The following is a 16,517-nucleotide window of genomic DNA, read 5'->3' on the forward strand; positions in this document are numbered from 1 at the left end:
GGGTTTAATACCACGCATGAAGCCTTCTATTGTTGCCAAACTGGAAGCGTTACAAGAGCGCCATGAAGAAGTGCAGGCGTTGCTCGGTGATGCCGGCGTTATTGCCGAGCAGGATCGGTTCCGCGCATTGTCGCGCGAATATGCACAGTTGACCGATGTCAGCCGCTGTTTCCTTGAATGGCGTAAGGTGCAAGACGATCTGGCCACGGCAGAAATGATGCTGGATGACCCGGAAATGCGCGAAATGGCGCAGGAAGAGCTGAAAGACGCCAAGGCGACGACGGAAGAACTGGAGCAGCAATTACAAGTGCTGCTGTTACCGAAAGATCCGGATGATGAGCGCGATTGCTTCCTGGAAGTGCGTGCCGGTACCGGCGGCGACGAAGCGGCTATTTTCGCCGGCGATTTGTTCCGTATGTACAGCCGTTATGCAGAAACGCGTCGCTGGCGCGTCGAGATCATGAGTGCCAACGAAGGCGAGCACGGCGGCTATAAAGAAGTGATTGCCAAGGTTTCTGGCGATGGCGTTTTCGGCCAATTGAAATTTGAATCTGGTGGCCACCGCGTACAACGCGTACCGGAAACCGAGTCGCAGGGGCGTATTCATACCTCCGCCTGTACCGTGGCAGTGATGCCGGCGGTGCCGGAAGCCGAACTGCCGGAGATCAATGCTGGCGATCTGAAAATCGACACCTTCCGTTCCTCCGGTGCTGGTGGCCAGCACGTTAACACCACCGACTCGGCAATCCGTATTACCCACTTGCCGACCGGCATCGTGGTGGAGTGTCAGGACGAACGTTCACAGCACAAAAACAAAGCCAAGGCGATGTCGGTGTTGGGCGCGCGTATCCGTGCCGCCGAAATGGCCAAGCGCCAGCAGGCAGAGGCCTCAACCCGTCGCAACCTGTTGGGCACTGGCGACCGTTCCGATCGCAACCGCACCTATAACTTCCCGCAGGGGCGAGTGACTGATCACCGCATCAACCTGACGCTGTACCGTCTGGACGAGGTGATGGAAGGCAAGCTGGATATGCTGATCCAACCGATTGTGCAGGAGTACCAGGCCGACCAGCTCGCCGCGCTGTCCGCTGAGCCAGAGTAATGGACTATCAATGCTGGCTGAAGGCGGCAGTTGCCCGATTGAGGCAGAGCGAAAGCGCCCGGCGTGATGCAGAAATCCTGCTGGGTTTTGTGACCGGCCGGGCGAGAACCTTCCTGATGGCGTTCGGCGAAACGTTGCTGACGCCGCAACAACAGGAACAGTTGGAAAGGCTGCTGGCTCGCCGCGAACGTGGCGAACCGGTGGCTTACCTGATTGGCGAACGCGAGTTTTGGTCGCTACCGCTGTCGGTATCACCGGCGACGCTGATCCCGCGTCCGGACACCGAATGCCTGGTGGAACTGGCGCTGGAACGCTTGCCGTCATCCTCTTGCCACGTCCTCGATCTCGGCACCGGCACCGGTGCCATTGCGCTGGCATTGGCCAGTGAACGCCCGGACTGCAAGGTCACCGGTGTTGATTTACAGCCTGAAGCGGTAGCGCTGGCGCAGCATAATGCGCAGAAGCTGAAGATCGGCAACGCACAATTCCTTCAGGGCAGTTGGTTTGCGCCGCTGGCTGGCCAGACTTTCGCCCTGATCGCCAGTAATCCTCCCTACATCGACGCCGCCGATCCGCACCTGGCACAGGGCGACGTACGTTTTGAGCCCAGTAGCGCGCTGGTCGCGCAGCAGCATGGGTTGGCGGATTTGTCCGCAATCGTGCAGCAGGCACCGCACTATCTGGAGTCTCAGGGCTGGTTGCTGCTGGAACATGGCTGGCAGCAGGGTGAGAGCGTGCGCGCACTGCTGCAGGCCGCCGGTTTTATTTCGATCGCTACCCGCCGTGATTACGGAGATAACGATCGCGTGACGTTTGGCCAATGGCCGCAGCAGTAACTGAAAACCAACAATAACAAAGCACACAGCGAATAAATAAAGGAAGCAATATGGCAGTCTACTCGGCGTTAAAACATCTGCATTTATTGACGGTCGCCATCAGTATTATCTTGTTTGTGCTGCGCTTTTTCTGGAAATGGCGTGATTCAGCCATGATGAACAAGCGCTGGGTGAAGATAACACCGCACATAAATGATACGGTGTTGTTCGCCAGTGGTATTGCGTTGGTGGTGATGTTCAAGTTTTATCCGCTGCTGGGTATGGACTCGTGGCTGACCGAGAAGCTGTTTGGCGTTATTATCTATATCCTGCTTGGCTACGTCGCATTGGGCAAGAAGACCAAAAACCAGAGCCTGCGCACCCTGGCGTTTGTGCTGGCGTTGGGCTGTCTGTACCTGATAATTAAACTTGCCACGACGAAAATACCGTTTCTGATGGGATACTTATGAGTAGCATTGCTGATTTTGAATTTAACACCGCGCTGCTGAGTGCGGGCGTGATCCTGGTTTCGCAGTCCGTGCGGCGTGATTTCCCCACCGCCGAGGTCGAACGTAAGCTGCAACAGCTGGTTGACGACGCGCGGGCGGCGATGCCGAAGGATCTCAGCCAGGAACAGCAACTGGACGCACTCATTGAATTGTTCTTTAAAACCTGGGGTTTTGGCGGCGCCGGTGGCGTGTATCGCCTGTCCGACGCAATTTGGCTCGACAAGGTGCTGGAAGGGCGCCAGGGCACGCCGGTCTCGCTCGGCACCATTTTCCTGCACATCGCCGCGCATCTGGATTTACCGCTGCTGCCGGTGATTTTTCCCACCCAACTGATCCTGCGGGCAGACTGGCTGGATGAAGAGATGTGGCTGATCAACCCGTTGAACGGTGAAACGCTGAATGAGCATCAGTTGGAAGTGTGGATCAAGGGCAACCTGGGTCTGGGCGCCGAGTTGGAAGACGACGATCTCGATGAGTCAGAAAACGTTATGGTGGTGCGTAAGATGTTGGATACGCTGAAAGCTGCCCTGATGGAAGAAAAACAGATGGAAATGGCGTTGCGCGCCAGCGAAACGGTGCTGTGCTTCGATCCGGATGACCCGTATGAAATCCGCGACCGTGGGCTGATTTACGCCCAGTTGGAATGCAACCATATTGCCATTTCCGATCTCAATTATTTTGTCGAACAGTGTCCTGAAGATCCGGTCAGTGAAGTGATCAAAGTACAGATCCACTCGATTGAACCGAAACAGGTCACGCTGCATTAATTCATTTGATTTAACATCAACAAAGGCGAAAGCATGAAACAGAAAGTGGTTAGCATTGGTGACATCAACGTAGCGAACGATCTGCCGTTTGTGCTGTTTGGCGGTATGAACGTGCTGGAATCACGCGATCTGGCGATGCGCATTTGCGAACACTACGTCACCGTGACGCAAAAACTGGGCATCCCTTACGTTTTTAAAGCTTCTTTTGATAAAGCCAACCGTTCTTCTATCCACTCGTACCGCGGGCCGGGCCTGGAAGAGGGAATGAAGATCTTCGAAGAAATCAAAAAGACCTTCGGCGTGAAAACTATCACCGACGTGCATGAAGCTTCACAGGCGCAGCCGGTGTCCGAAGTGGTTGACGTGATCCAGCTGCCGGCATTCCTGGCACGCCAGACCGATCTGGTAGAAGCGATGGCGAAAACCGGTGCGGTAATCAACGTCAAGAAACCTCAGTTCGTCAGCCCGGGCCAAATGGGCAATATCGTCGACAAGTTCAAGGAAGGCGGTAACGATCAGGTGATCTTGTGCGATCGCGGCAGCAACTTTGGTTACGATAATCTGGTGGTCGACATGCTGGGTATCAACGTGATGAAAAACGCCACTGGCGGTCATCCGGTGATCTTCGACGTGACCCACGCCCTGCAGACCCGTGACCCGTTTGGCGCCGCATCCGGCGGTCGTCGTGCGCAGGTTGCCGAGCTGGCGCGCGCCGGTATGGCGGTAGGTCTGGCGGGGCTGTTTATCGAAGCACACCCAGAGCCGAACAGCGCCAAGTGTGATGGCCCGTCCGCATTGCCGCTGGACAAGCTGGAGCCGTTCCTGGTGCAGATGAAAGCCATTGACGATCTGGTGAAGAGCTTCCCAGAGCTCGATACCAGCAACTAAGCCGGTTTTCTCGTAGTAAAAAGCCCGACTTGTCGGGCTTTAGGTTTTTAGGCGTCTAGCTCGGCCAAGGCCTCGGGGAGCGTTGCGTAAAAATGCAGTTTCCCCTCAATCGGTTGTACCCGTGCCCGCGCCAGCGTTTTCAACGGCTGGAACGGCATATCGGTGATCACCAGTTGCTTGCCTGGTGGCAGGGCTTCGATAAAGCGCTGCAGGGCATCCAGTCCCCCGGCGTCCAGCACCGGTACCGCATCCCACTGCAAGACAATCACGTCATAGCTTTCACTGCGCACCAGTAGCTCATTAAAAATGCGCTCGGCGGCGGCGAAGAATAACGGACCATTCACCCGCAGTACCAGACGGCCGTTTTCGGCGCTCAGCTCACTCAGGCGCGTCATGCGGGCAATACGGCGCATAAACAGCAGCGAAGCCAGCACGATGCCCACGGTAATGGCGATCACCATGTCGAACAGCACCGTCAGCGACAGGCAGAGCAGCATCACCAGAATGTCGTCTTTCGGCGCCCGCCGCAGCAGGTAAACCACCTTGTGGGCTTCACTCATATTCCAGGCGACTATCAGCAGCAGCGACGCCATTGCTGCCAGCGGTAGCCAGGACAGCCACGGCGCCAGCACCAGCAGCGCCAACAGCACCAGTAACGCATGGATAATGGCGGACACCGGCGAAGTAGCCCCGGCGCGCACGTTAGCCGCAGAACGCGCAATGGCGGCGGTGGCGGTAATGCCGCCAAAGAACGGAGCGATGATATTACCCGCGCCTTGGCCGATAAGCTCGGTATTGGAGTTGTGCTTCTTGCCGGTCATGCCATCCAGCACCACGGCACACAGCAGGGATTCAATCGCACCCAGCATGGCCATGGAGAACGCCGCCGGCAGCAGGGCGGAAATCGTCTGCCAACTCAGAACCATCGGCTTGCCGTCACCGGCCGGCAGATCCCACGGCAGCATCAACTGCGGCAGAATGGGCGGGATGCCATGGCCCTGAGTACCATCGGCCAGCAGGTAACTGAAGCGAGAGCCGATAGTGGCCACCGGGTGGTCAAACAGCGCCAGAATGCCCATCACCGCAGTACCTGCCAGCAATGCGGGTAAATGGCCCGGCACCCGCAGGCCAAGCTTCGGCCAGAATATCAGGATCAGCAGGGTCACCGCGCCGATCAGCGTATCGCCGATGTCCAGCGTCGGCAGCGCCTGCAGCAGGGCGTAGACCTTACCTACATAGTGTTCCGGCACTTCTGCCATTTGCAGACCGAAGAAATCCTTCACCTGCATGGTGGCGATGGTAATGGCAATACCGGAGGTGAAGCCCAGCGTCACTGACAGGGGAATATATTCAATCAACCGGCCGAAGCGAGCCAACCCCATGAGCACCAAAAACAGCCCGGAAAGCAGAGTCGCAATCAGCAGGCCAGACAGGCCAAACTGCTGCGAAACTGGATAGAGGATCACCACAAAGGCGGCGGTGGGGCCGGAAACGCTGTAGCGTGAGCCGCCGCTAATGGCGATGACAATCCCGGCGACTGCCGACGTGTACAAGCCATATTGAGGCGGGACGCCGCTGGCAATCGCCAGTGCCATTGCCAGGGGGATAGCGATAATACCGACGGTGACGCCGGCGATGGCGTCTTTTAGCAGGCGTTGCAGGGAATAAGGATCTCGCCAACAGGCGTCAATCAATGCGCTGAACGGCCGAATGCCGTTAATTTCATGCGTTTTCATCTAAGGTGTAAACCAAGTCTATAAAAGAGAACGGAATGGCGGGCCGGAGGCGGTCCGTCTCGAATAGCTAATAGACACCATACGCCTGTTGCGACGGTGATTCCTAGATATACATCAATGCGCTGCGGAAAATCAGAATCAGGCTCTTTCAAAACGGCAGTAAATGCCAGGTGGTAGGCTGGCCGCGGCTCTGGCGGCCAGCCCGGATAGAATAGAGGGGCTTTTACTACTTAATGTACCGCTGGCAGGGATAACCCGAGAAAACGGGCGAGGGTACCAACCAGCAGATTATGGTCTTCCAGCTGTGGCGAGCCGGAAATACTGATGGTGCCGATGCAGCCAAGCCCGGTCAAATTAACCGGGAAGGCACCGCCGTGCGCTGAGTAGTCGCGTATGCTCAGGCCATAGCGTTCTTCCAGCGTCGATTGCCGCTGTTGCAGACGCAGGCCGATAGCGTAAGAACTCTTGTGGAAGTGATTCACCACGTTGCGTTTACGTCGCACCCAGTCGGCAATATCGGGCGTGGTACCGGGCATGGCGTAATAAAACAGCGTTTGCCCCGCAAGCTGGACCTCGATGGCGATCGACAGATGGCGCTGCTCTGCGGCGGATTTCAAGGCCACGCCCAGCTCCCAGGCGGTGTTATGGTCAAAATGACTGAAGGTCAACGCCGTTTCCTGTTTGGACAGCGCGTGCAAATCATCATCGATATTCATGCTTGTTCCTCCTCTCTAGGTGGCTAACAGACTATCCTGAACCCTTGACGCGGGATAGATACCTTGGAAATAACATAGAACTGCTAATCTATTATTAAACTGGGTAATATATGCCATGCCTAAATGGATGAGACAGGGAGCCGTTCTCAAAATTCGTGACTAACTAACCTGTCGACTCCCTGGAGCCTGCCAAATATTTATGACTTACGTTGCTTCCATTCCTGCCCTGTATAGCGACGCGTGCATTACCTACGCCACCCTGTCGGTCAGTTATTTTGCCCTCAGCAAAAACTCGCCCTTCTCCTATCAGTCGGAACGCTGGAAACGCCTGCTTTTTGGCCTGATGGCCGGGCTGGCGGTGTTGCTTTTGAACCAGAACCAACTGGAGTTGATCGGCAACGTGCATTACAGCTTTGCCATGATCCCGATGATATTGGTCACCTTCTATGGCGGCGCGATCAGCGGACTGGCGTGTTATCTGATGTTGTTGGCGTTGAGCGGTGGGTTTACCGTCGATAATCTGTTCATCGGTTCGATCATCATTCCCCTGCTGCTGTCGCGGGTCTGGCTGAGAAAATCGAACCGGGTATTTTATCTGGCTATCGGCTTGATTGCGCTATACCGCATCACGGTGGTCTGGTACCTGGTTGATATGCGGACGCTGTGGCTGGATGTGTTGCTGTATCAGGCTATTTCGGCCCTGTGCCTGGCCATTTGCTATCATGCGCTCAATTTCAAAGAGCGGCATATCCGCGCCTATTTCTCGATGCGCGATAAAGCCACCATTGACAGCCTGACTCACATCAGTAACCGCGCCAGCGTTGACAACCGGTTGATGGTGCAATACGCAGAACGGCGTCCCTGCGGGCTAATGATCCTCGATCTGGATAATTTTAAGCGTATCAATGACACCTACGGTCATTTGGCCGGGGATCTGCTGTTGACCCAGGTCGGCCAACTGTTGAAAAACAGCGTGCGCAGCGAAGATTTTGTCGGTCGCTATGGGGGAGAGGAATTCATGGTGATTACCGCCAGCTACGATCCGGCGGTGATTGGTGGGGTGGCGGAACGGATCCGTCACAGCATAGAGGCAAGGGTATTTTCGCTGGATGCGGGCCGCGAGACGCGGATCACCATTTCTATCGGCGCCTCACTGTATCTACCAGGTATGGCGATAGATAAAGCGATAGAGGTGACGGATGAAGCCTTGTATGACGCCAAACGTCGGGGGAAAAATCAGGTGGTCTGTAGCCGGTTGATGCAGTACTCACCGCTCGGCGACGGCTTTCGGCATCGATAGCCCCCTCCCGACGAACTCAGGAGGGGGCATGGATCAGGCGGCCAGCGTATGCTCGCGGAATGCGCTCAGCAGTTCCTCGGTAAACTTCAGGCGTTTCTGGCGATCGGTCAGATCCAGCATAAATTTCAGCTTGCTCGGCCCATCCAGGCGATAGACCTGCGGATTGCTTTGCAATAGCCCAATTAAATAGCCTGGGTCGACCTTGTTTTTCTCGCCAAACTCAATAAACCCGCCGCGTTCATTGCCTTCGATACGCTTGATCCCAAGCAGTTGGGCATGCTGACGCAGCGCCGCGCTTTGCAGCAGGTTACGCGCCGGATCCGGCAGCAGGCCGAAGCGGTCAATCAGTTCCACCTTCAGTTCTTCCAACTCACCGTCATTTTTCGCGCTGGCGATACGCTTATAGAACGACAGCCGGGTATTAACGTCCGGAATATAATCATCAGGCAGCAGGGCCGGCATACGCAGCTCCACTTCGGTCTGGTTACTGGTGAGATCTTCCAGCGACGGCTCGCGCCCGTGTTTCAACGCATCCACCGCGCTTTCCAGCAGTTCCATATACAGTGAGAAGCCGATGGTCGTCATCTGGCCGCTCTGATCTTCACCGAGCAGTTCGCCCGCGCCGCGGATCTCCAGATCGTGAGTGGCCAAGGCAAAGCCGGCCCCCAGGTCTTCCAGTGATGCGATGGCCTCCAGCCGTTTATGGGCGTCGGTGCTCATGGCTTTCGGGTTGGGTGTCAGCAGATAGGCATAGGCCTGATGGTGCGAACGGCCGACGCGGCCACGTAGCTGGTGAAGCTGTGCCAGCCCGAAGCGATCGGCACGCTCAATGATAATGGTATTGGCGCTGGGAATGTCGATGCCGGTTTCGATAATGGTGGTGCAGACCAGCACGTTAAAACGCTGGTGGTGGAAATCGTTCATCACCCGTTCCAGATCGCGTTCGCGCATCTGGCCGTGGCCGATGGCAATACGCGCTTCCGGCACCAGCTCTGCCAGTTTCTCTGCGGTTTTTTCGATATTTTCCACGTCATTGTACAGGTAGTAAACCTGGCCGCCGCGCAGCACTTCACGCAGGATAGCTTCACGTACCACCAGACTGTCGTACTCGCGTACAAAGGTTTTTACCGCCAGACGGCGGGCCGGAGGCGTGGCGATAATCGACAGGTCACGCATGCCACTCATGGCCATATTCAACGTACGTGGGATAGGCGTAGCGGTCAGCGTCAGGATATCCACATCGGCGCGCATGGCCTTGATGCGTTCCTTGTGGCGTACGCCGAATCGGTGTTCTTCATCGACGATCAGTAGCCCCAGATCTTTCCAGCGCAGATCGCTCTGCAGCAGTTTGTGGGTGCCGATGATGATGTCCACTTTGCCTTCAACGGCATCGTCCATCACCTGTTGCTGCTCCTTGGCACTGCGGAAGCGCGACATCATCTCAATGCGGATCGGCCAGGTAGCGAAGCGATCGCGGAAGTTGTCGAAATGCTGCTGTGCCAGCAGGGTGGTGGGCACCAATACCGCAACCTGTTTACCGTTTTCCACCGCCAGGAAGGCGGCGCGCATCGCCACTTCGGTTTTGCCGAAGCCGACGTCACCGCACACCAGACGGTCCATGGCCAGTGGCTGGCACATGTCGCTCAGCACGGCGTTGATCGCCTGCTCCTGGTCCGGTGTGGTTTCAAACGGGAAGGCCTGGCAGAACAGTTGATACTGTTCGCGGTTATGTTTAAAGGCAAAACCGGTTTTGGCAGCGCGCTGGGCGTAGATATCCAGCAGTTCTGCCGCCACGTCCCGTACCCGCTCGGCGGCCTTTTGCCGTGCGCGCGACCAGGCGTCACCGCCCAGTTTGTGCAACGGCGCGTTATCGTCAGCGCCCCCGGCATAGCGGCTGATCAGATGCAGTGAAGAGACCGGGACGTAAAGTTTGTCTTCACCGGCATAGGACAGGATCAGATATTCGGCCTTGATACCACCGGCTTCCAGCGTGGTCAGGCCGACGTAACGCCCAACGCCGTGTTCCAGATGCACCACCGGCTGGCCTGGGTGCAGCTCAGCCAGGTTGCGGATCAGAACATCGGTATTAATGGTGCGGCGGTTGTCCTGCCGACGGCGGCTGACGCGTTCACCGAGCAGATCGCTTTCGCAGATCAAGGCCCGGTTGCGCATACCGTCGAGGAAACCACGTTCTGAGGCACCGACCATCATGTAGCGGCCCGCCGCCTCGGCCTGATCGAGATGCTGGATCAGCGAAGGGCGGAGCTTGATACGGCCGAGCAGGTCCTGCAGCGTTTCGCGGCGACCTTCACTTTCGACCGAGAAAATAACGCTGCCGTCAAAACTTTCAATAAAGTGGCGCAGGTTGTCCAGTGGCGCTTTCTGCTGGGCTTGCACCGCCAGATCCGGCAGTACGCGATAATCCAGATTGGTGTTACCGGCCTTGGCCGGCAGCGCTTCGGTTTTCAGCGCCATGCGCGGCCAGGCTTTCAGCTCGCCAAACAGCGCATCAACCCGCAACCACAGGCTGTCCGGTGCCAGCAGCGGACGCATGGGATCAACTCGGCGGCTCTCGTAGCGCTGGTTAACGTCCTGCCAGAAGCGTTCGGCGGCGTTTTCCAGATTGCCGGTATTGACGATCAGCGTATTGTCCGGCAGGTAGCTGAACAGCGACGGCAGCGGTTGGTTAAAGAACAGCGGTTGCCAGTATTCGATACCGGCCGGCCAGGTGCTTTTGCTGACTTGCTGATAAATATGTTCGGCGTCGCGGCGCACCTCAAACTGCTCGCGCCATTGGCTACGAAACAGCTCGATGGCATTTTTATCTGTCGGAAATTCATGGGCCGGCAACAGGTTGATGGCGTCGACTTCGCTCAGCGTGCGCTGATTGTCGACATCAAAGGTGCGCAGGCTGTCGATCTCGTCGTCAAAGAAATCGATGCGGTAAGGTTCTTCACTACCCATCGGAAACAGATCGAGCAGCGCACCGCGGGTGGCGAACTCGCCATGCTCCATCACCTGATCGACGCTGCGGTAGCCGGCCTGCTCCAGTTGGGCGCGTAATTTGTCACGTGACAGGCGCTGGCCTTTTTTCATCACCAGCGCGTGACCGTGCAAAAACTCGTGCGGGCAAACACGCTGCATCAGGGTATTGACCGGCAGAATAATGACACCACGCACCATGGTCGGCAGGTGGTACAGGCTCGATAGGCGGGCGGAGATGATTTCCTGATGCGGCGAGAAGCTGTCGTAGGGCAAAGTTTCCCAGTCGGACAGCGTGGTCACCATTTGATCGGTAAACTGCTGAATTTCGTCGCGCAGCCGCAGGGCATTTTGCATGTCCGGGGCGATCAGCATCACCGGCCCGTTATGACGTTCGACGATCTCGGCGCATTCCACGGCACAGGCCGAACCGGTCAGTTGCCCCAGTTGGCGCAAATCGCCCGCGCGCTCAGGCAGGGAATAACGGGAGGGTGACGATGCGGAACGGTTACGGTTATCGGAGATGCTCATTAAGGTATCTTTAATCAATGTGTTAAATTTCGCCCCGGCACAAATAACACCGCGCCTTTACCCGGTAATTCTAGCCCACTGGGCAGTAAACTGACACAGGTAAAAACGCGAAGCCACAGTCTGTCGGTGGATATTTAACCGTCTGGCGGCACTATTCCTGTGCCGCCATGGCGAGATAGTCGGTGATTTTATCGACGTCGAGGTTGCCGCCGCTGACGATCACCCCGACCTTTTTGCCACGCAGATCGAGCAGCGAGTTCATCGCTGCCGCCGCGGCCAGACAGCCGGTTGGTTCGACCACCATTTTCATTCTTTCCATAAAGAAGCGCATCTGCCGACACAGCTGTGGGTCGCTGACCGTCAAAATATCCTCGACGTACTGTTGAATGATCGGGAAAGTTAACGCACCCACCTGTTGAGTCTGTGCGCCGTCGGCGATGGTCTTGGGGACCGGGATCTGTACCGGCTGGCCACTGCGGAATGCCTGTTGCACATCATTACCCGCCTGTGGTTCCACGCCGAATACCCGACAGCCCGGTGACCAGTGGTGTGCCGCCACCGCACTGCCGGCCAGCAAGCCACCGCCGCCGGTGCAGACCAGCAACACATCTAGCGGCCCAACTTCCTCAATCAACTCTTTGGTGGCGGTCCCCTGGCCGGCAATCACCTGCGGATAATCATAGGGGGGCACCATCGTCAGGCCATGCTCGGCCGCCAGGCGCTGGGTAATGGCCTCCCGGTCTTCGCTGTGACGCTGATAAATCACCACGTTGGCACCGTAACCCCGCGTTGCCGCCAATTTGGTGGCCGGCGCGTCGTGCGGCATCACTATGGTTACGCTGACCCCTAACTCCCGCGCCGCCAGCGCCATGGCCTGTGCGTGGTTGCCGGAGGAGAAGGCAATCACCCCAGCCTTGCGTTGCGCCTCACTCAATTGAGCAATTGAATTGTACGCGCCGCGAAACTTGAAGGCGCCGACGCGCTGGAAATTCTCGCATTTAAAGAACAACTGCGCGCCGGTATGGCGATCTGCCTGCTGCGAGGTCATGACTGGCGTGCGAATGGCATGCCCGTTCAGGATTTCTGCGGCGGTAGAGATATCGGCGGCGGTAATACAGTGGGGCGTTGAACTCATGGCGACCTCGCATAGGTGAAAGGTTGATTGATAACACGAAGATTTTAATTTACTCTTTGTAAAATTATTGTCAAATGGTTAAGTCAATGAGCGATCTCAGGCAGGAAAATGTGCTGTTACTGCGTGAAGCAGAAAAAATTGTTCAGGCACTGGGCACCATGTTTGCCCCCAGTTGCGAAGTGGTGCTGCACGATCTGACGCAGCCAGACCATGCTATCGTCGCCATCGCCAATAATCTGTCTAACCGCAGTATCGGTGACGCCGCCAGCGAAATGGGGCTGGAGCGAATTGCCTCGCCAGACTTCCCGGATGTGGTGCAAAACTATGCCAATGCCTTCCCGGACGGCCGCCCGGCCAAGAGTACGTCAATTGGCCTGCGCAACAGCCAGGGAGTCTATGTTGCCGCGATCTGCCTGAATCTGGACGTCTCGATCTTCAACAGCGCCACGGCCATCCTGCAACAATTGACCGCCGTAGTGCAGAGCACGCCACAGCCGGTTGCGGAAGGCGCGCGTTCGCTGTCGGATATTGCCTCTGTGATCAATAACTTTGCTGCCTCGCATGCCAGCGCGCCACGCGCGCTCTCTTCCGACCAGCGTTTTCAGGTGATCCAACTGTTAAAGCAACAGGGGTATCTGCAACTGCGCGGGGCAGCCACCATGGTAGCGGAAGCATTGGGTATTTCGCGGGTGTCGGTTTACAACCTGTTAAAGCGTGACGCCGGGTGACGTGCTGCAGTTCGGGGGATCGGCGGAATAAAAGGCGTCAGGGTGGTTCCCTAAACGGGGTATAGCCTTTATTATCCTTGATCACTTTGCTTAAGCTACGGCAACAAAACGGATTTCATGTATCAACCTGTCGCGTTATTCATTGGCCTGCGCTACATGCGCGGGCGGGCCTCAGACCGCTTCGGGCGGTTTGTTTCCTGGCTTTCCACCATCGGCATTACGTTGGGGGTGATGGCGTTGGTCACCGTATTGTCGGTGATGAACGGTTTCGAAAAGGATCTGGAAAACAACATTCTCGGCCTGATGCCGCAGGCGTTGATCACCAGTCCGCAAGGGTCGATCAACCCTCAGCAGGTTCCGGCATCGGTGGTGCAGGGCTTGCAGGGCGTCAGCCGAGTTGCGCCTTTGACCACTGGTGATGTGGTGCTGCAAAGCGCCCGCAGCGTGGCGGTGGGTGTGATGCTGGGGGTGAACCCCGACGAAGCCGATCCGCTGACGCCGTTCCTGGTGAACGTCAAGCAGCAACAGCTGCAGCCGGGCCAGTACAACATTATCATCGGCGAGCAGTTGGCCGGGCAGCTTGGCGTCAAGCGTGGCGATCCGCTGCGGGTGATGGTGCCGAGCGCCAGCCAGTTTACGCCGATGGGCCGTATTCCCATTCAACGTCTGTTTACCGTGGTTGGCACTTTCCACGCGAACAGTGAGGTTGACGGTACCCAGATGCTGGTCAATCAACAGGACGCCTCGCGCCTGCTGCGTTACCCGGCCGGCAATATCACCGGGTGGCGTCTGTTCCTGCAGCAGCCGCTGACGGTCGATACCCTCAGCCAACAGAAATTGCCGCAGGGCACCGAATGGAAAGACTGGCGCGAACGTAAGGGCGAACTGTTCCAGGCGGTGCGCATGGAGAAGAACATGATGGGGCTGCTGCTCAGCCTGATCGTGGCAGTGGCGGCATTTAACATTATTACCTCGCTCGGCCTGCTGGTGATGGAGAAGCAGGGCGAAGTGGCCATTCTGCAGACCCAGGGCCTGACGCGTCGGCAAATTATGTCGGTGTTTATGGTGCAGGGCGCCAGCGCGGGCATTATCGGTTCGTTGCTTGGCACGCTGCTTGGCGTGCTGCTGGCCACTAACCTGAATAACCTGATGCCAATCCTTGGCGCATTGATTGACGGCGCCTCGCTGCCGGTGGCGGTTGATCCGCTGCAGGTGACGATCATCGCCGTGGCGGCGATGGCGGTTTCCCTGTTGTCCACGCTTTACCCTTCATGGCGCGCTGCCGCCGTACAACCCGCTGAGGCTTTACGTTATGAGTAATCATCTTTTGTTGCAGTGTGAAAACCTGTGCAAGACCTATCAGGAAGGCAACCTGCATACCGACGTACTGCGCAATGTCAGCTTTGCCATGCAGCCGGGCGAGATGATGGCGATCCTCGGCAGTTCGGGTTCAGGGAAAAGTACGCTGTTGCACCTGTTGGGCGGGCTGGATTCACCGACGTCTGGCGAGGTGATTTACAAGGGCCAGTCGCTGAACACCCTGTCTTCGGCCGCCAAGGCCGAGCTGCGCAACCGCCAGTTGGGCTTTATCTACCAGTTCCACCACCTGTTACCGGACTTTACCGCGTTGGAAAACGCCGCTATGCCGCTATTGATCGGCGGGATGAAACCGGCGCAGGCGCAGGAAAAAGCGATGGAAATGTTGACCGCGGTCGGCCTGGCCAAACGCAGCAAGCACCGGCCTTCAGAGTTGTCCGGCGGTGAACGTCAGCGCGTGGCGATTGCCCGTGCGCTGGTGAATAATCCGTCGCTGGTACTGGCGGATGAGCCAACCGGCAACCTGGATAAACGCACCGCCGACAGCATCTTTGATCTGCTCGGTGAGCTGAATGTACGCCAGGGCACCGCGTTCCTGGTGGTGACCCATGACCTGCAACTGGCCAAGCGACTCAGTCGCCAGTTGGAAATGGCCGATGGCCATCTGCAGGCCCAGTTGACCCTGTTGGGGGCTGAGTAATGGCGGGAGCGTCACTTTCCTTTCTGACGGCCCTGCGTTTCAGCCGCGGGCGTAAACGTGGCGGCATGGTGTCGTTGATCTCGGTGATTTCCACCATCGGTATTGCGTTGGGCGTGGCGGTGTTGATCGTCGGCCTGAGCGCCATGAACGGCTTTGAGCGCGAACTGAAGAACCGTATTTTGGCGGTGGTGCCGCACGGTGAAATCGAACCGGTGAAACAGCCGTTCAAAGACTGGTCGTCAATCTTGCAACGGGTGGAGAAAGTGCCGGGTATCCTGGCCGCCGCCCCTTATATCAACTTTACCGGCCTGATGGAAAATGGCGCGCAGTTGCGTGCGGTCGGCGTCAAGGGGGTTGACCCACAGCAGGAAAACCAGCTCAGTGCGCTGCCGAAATACGTGCAGGGCGATGCCTGGGCCAATTTCAAAAGCGGTGAACAGCAGGTGATCCTCGGTAAGGGCGTCGCTGACGCGCTGGGCGTCAAGCAGGGCAGCTATGTGACGGTGATGATCCCCAACAGCGATCCGCAAATGAAGCTGTTGCAGCCGAAGCGCATTCGTCTGCACGTGACCGGTATTCTGCAGCTTAGCGGCCAGCTCGATCACAGCCTGGCGATGGTGCCTTTGGCCGATGCCCAGCAATATCTGGATATGGGCGACAGCGTGACCGGTATCGCTATCAAGGTTAACGACGTGTTTGCCGCCAATAAACTGGTGCGTGACGCCGGTGAAGTCACCAACTCCTACGTCTATATCAAGAGCTGGATTGGCACCTACGGCTATATGTACCGCGATATCCAGATGATCCGCGCCATTATGTATCTGGCGATGGTGTTGGTGATTGGCGTTGCCTGTTTTAACATCGTCTCCACGCTGGTGATGGCAGTGAAGGACAAGAGCGGCGATATCGCCGTGCTGCGGACTTTGGGTGCCAAAGACGGGTTTATCCGCGCCATATTTATCTGGTACGGTCTGCTGGCCGGGCTGGTGGGCAGTGTCAGCGGTGTGGTGGTCGGGGTGATCGCCTCGCTGCAACTGACCAACATCATCAAAGGGTTGGAAAAACTGATGGGGCACTCATTCCTGTCGGGAGATATCTACTTCATCGACTTTCTGCCTTCCGAGCTGCACTGGCTGGACGTGGTGATAGTATTGGTGACCGCACTGGTGCTCAGCCTGTTGGCTAGCTGGTATCCGGCCAGGCGTGCCAGCCGTATCGATCCGGCGCGAGTGTTGAGCGGACAATAATCAAAATCAGGGGAGGCAGAGATGCCGCCCCATTTTTTTAACCT

The 16,517-nt window shown here is 57.2% G+C and carries 14 protein-coding genes; 10 read left to right on the plus strand and 4 right to left on the minus strand.

The genetic code is table 11. The features are described 5' to 3' along the window. Nucleotides 1-16 precede the first annotated feature (16 nt). From prfA to kdsA, 5 genes are read left to right on the plus strand one after another with little or no spacing between them, the layout of a single operon-like run. Nucleotides 17-1,102 carry a peptide chain release factor 1 gene (gene prfA / locus F8R23_RS01325; RefSeq protein ID WP_129934919.1) on the plus strand — a complete coding sequence of 362 codons (1,086 nt, stop codon included), beginning with the start codon at nt 17-19 and terminating at the stop codon, nt 1,100-1,102. Beyond that, entirely contained in the window at nt 1,102-1,938 is an 837-nt protein-coding gene (prmC, locus tag F8R23_RS01330; protein WP_129934918.1) for a peptide chain release factor N(5)-glutamine methyltransferase, read from the plus strand. Before prfA ends, prmC begins: the two co-directional genes overlap by 1 nt. 50 nt (nt 1,939-1,988) lie before the next feature. Beyond that, nucleotides 1,989-2,387, plus strand: coding sequence for a SirB2 family protein (locus tag F8R23_RS01335; protein ID WP_129938751.1), 399 nt, complete (start codon nt 1,989-1,991; stop codon nt 2,385-2,387). Beyond that, a complete protein-coding gene (gene sirB1 / locus F8R23_RS01340) occupies nt 2,384-3,193 on the plus strand; it encodes an invasion regulator SirB1 (protein WP_085116314.1) in 810 nt (269 codons plus the stop codon). Before F8R23_RS01335 ends, sirB1 begins: the two co-directional genes overlap by 4 nt. 33 nt (nt 3,194-3,226) lie before the next feature. After that, nucleotides 3,227-4,081, plus strand: coding sequence for a 3-deoxy-8-phosphooctulonate synthase (gene kdsA, locus F8R23_RS01345; RefSeq protein ID WP_012006418.1), 855 nt, complete (start codon nt 3,227-3,229; stop codon nt 4,079-4,081). A gap of 47 nt (nt 4,082-4,128) precedes the next feature. Here the strand turns inward: kdsA and dauA are convergent, their stop codons facing one another. Beyond that, complete coding sequence (gene dauA / locus F8R23_RS01350; RefSeq protein WP_129934916.1) at nt 4,129-5,817, minus strand: C4-dicarboxylic acid transporter DauA; 1,689 nt, start codon at nt 5,815-5,817, stop codon at nt 4,129-4,131. 230 nt (nt 5,818-6,047) lie between these two features. Then, nucleotides 6,048-6,533 (minus strand): heme-degrading domain-containing protein, encoded by a 486-nt coding sequence (locus tag F8R23_RS01355; protein ID WP_112348079.1) that lies wholly within the window; start codon nt 6,531-6,533, stop codon nt 6,048-6,050. Nucleotides 6,534-6,732: 199 nt separating this feature from the next. On the opposite strand from F8R23_RS01355, the gene F8R23_RS01360 reads away from it, so the two are divergent. After that, nucleotides 6,733-7,833, plus strand: a complete 1,101-nt coding sequence (locus tag F8R23_RS01360; RefSeq protein WP_129934915.1) for a GGDEF domain-containing protein — start codon at nt 6,733-6,735, stop codon at nt 7,831-7,833. Nucleotides 7,834-7,866: 33 nt separating this feature from the next. Here F8R23_RS01360 and mfd read toward each other — a convergent pair whose 3' ends face one another. Together mfd and F8R23_RS01370 are read right to left on the minus strand one after the other, a co-directional pair. After that, entirely contained in the window at nt 7,867-11,346 is a 3,480-nt protein-coding gene (mfd, locus tag F8R23_RS01365; RefSeq protein WP_151415162.1) for a transcription-repair coupling factor, read from the minus strand. A gap of 151 nt (nt 11,347-11,497) precedes the next feature. After that, nucleotides 11,498-12,481: a threo-3-hydroxy-L-aspartate ammonia-lyase gene (locus F8R23_RS01370; protein ID WP_112348076.1), complete on the minus strand. Its 984-nt coding sequence runs from the start codon at nt 12,479-12,481 to the stop codon at nt 11,498-11,500. Between the two features lie 86 nt (nt 12,482-12,567). Here F8R23_RS01370 and F8R23_RS01375 point away from each other — a divergent pair, with 86 nt between their 5' ends. The 4 genes from F8R23_RS01375 (at nt 12,568) to lolE (ending at nt 16,473) form a co-directional block, all read left to right on the plus strand. Further along, nucleotides 12,568-13,209 carry a helix-turn-helix transcriptional regulator gene (locus F8R23_RS01375; protein WP_129934913.1) on the plus strand — a complete coding sequence of 214 codons (642 nt, stop codon included), beginning with the start codon at nt 12,568-12,570 and terminating at the stop codon, nt 13,207-13,209. A gap of 117 nt (nt 13,210-13,326) precedes the next feature. Next, entirely contained in the window at nt 13,327-14,529 is a 1,203-nt protein-coding gene (gene lolC, locus F8R23_RS01380) for a lipoprotein-releasing ABC transporter permease subunit LolC (RefSeq protein ID WP_085116322.1), read from the plus strand. Beyond that, nucleotides 14,522-15,226 carry a lipoprotein-releasing ABC transporter ATP-binding protein LolD gene (gene lolD / locus F8R23_RS01385; protein ID WP_085116323.1) on the plus strand — a complete coding sequence of 235 codons (705 nt, stop codon included), beginning with the start codon at nt 14,522-14,524 and terminating at the stop codon, nt 15,224-15,226. Before lolC ends, lolD begins: the two co-directional genes overlap by 8 nt. Further along, nucleotides 15,226-16,473 carry a lipoprotein-releasing ABC transporter permease subunit LolE gene (gene lolE, locus F8R23_RS01390; protein WP_012006427.1) on the plus strand — a complete coding sequence of 416 codons (1,248 nt, stop codon included), beginning with the start codon at nt 15,226-15,228 and terminating at the stop codon, nt 16,471-16,473. The genes lolD and lolE overlap by 1 nt, the downstream gene beginning before the upstream one ends. The last annotated feature ends 44 nt before the right edge of the window (nt 16,474-16,517 follow it).

Origin of the sequence: Serratia proteamaculans, from assembly GCF_008830365.1 — a bacterium.
GTDB classification, from domain to species: Bacteria; Pseudomonadota; Gammaproteobacteria; order Enterobacterales; family Enterobacteriaceae; genus Serratia; species Serratia proteamaculans.

Coding starts and splice junctions, on each gene's coding strand:
- prfA (WP_129934919.1), top strand. CDS start 17: ATGAAGCCTTCTATTGTTGCCAAACTGGAAGCGTTACAAGAGCGCCAT.
- prmC (WP_129934918.1), top strand. CDS start 1,102: ATGGACTATCAATGCTGGCTGAAGGCGGCAGTTGCCCGATTGAGGCAG.
- F8R23_RS01335 (WP_129938751.1), top strand. CDS start 1,989: ATGGCAGTCTACTCGGCGTTAAAACATCTGCATTTATTGACGGTCGCC.
- sirB1 (WP_085116314.1), top strand. CDS start 2,384: ATGAGTAGCATTGCTGATTTTGAATTTAACACCGCGCTGCTGAGTGCG.
- kdsA (WP_012006418.1), top strand. CDS start 3,227: ATGAAACAGAAAGTGGTTAGCATTGGTGACATCAACGTAGCGAACGAT.
- dauA (WP_129934916.1), bottom strand. CDS start 5,817: ATGAAAACGCATGAAATTAACGGCATTCGGCCGTTCAGCGCATTGATT.
- F8R23_RS01355 (WP_112348079.1), bottom strand. CDS start 6,533: ATGAATATCGATGATGATTTGCACGCGCTGTCCAAACAGGAAACGGCG.
- F8R23_RS01360 (WP_129934915.1), top strand. CDS start 6,733: ATGACTTACGTTGCTTCCATTCCTGCCCTGTATAGCGACGCGTGCATT.
- mfd (WP_151415162.1), bottom strand. CDS start 11,346: ATGAGCATCTCCGATAACCGTAACCGTTCCGCATCGTCACCCTCCCGT.
- F8R23_RS01370 (WP_112348076.1), bottom strand. CDS start 12,481: ATGAGTTCAACGCCCCACTGTATTACCGCCGCCGATATCTCTACCGCC.
- F8R23_RS01375 (WP_129934913.1), top strand. CDS start 12,568: ATGAGCGATCTCAGGCAGGAAAATGTGCTGTTACTGCGTGAAGCAGAA.
- lolC (WP_085116322.1), top strand. CDS start 13,327: ATGTATCAACCTGTCGCGTTATTCATTGGCCTGCGCTACATGCGCGGG.
- lolD (WP_085116323.1), top strand. CDS start 14,522: ATGAGTAATCATCTTTTGTTGCAGTGTGAAAACCTGTGCAAGACCTAT.
- lolE (WP_012006427.1), top strand. CDS start 15,226: ATGGCGGGAGCGTCACTTTCCTTTCTGACGGCCCTGCGTTTCAGCCGC.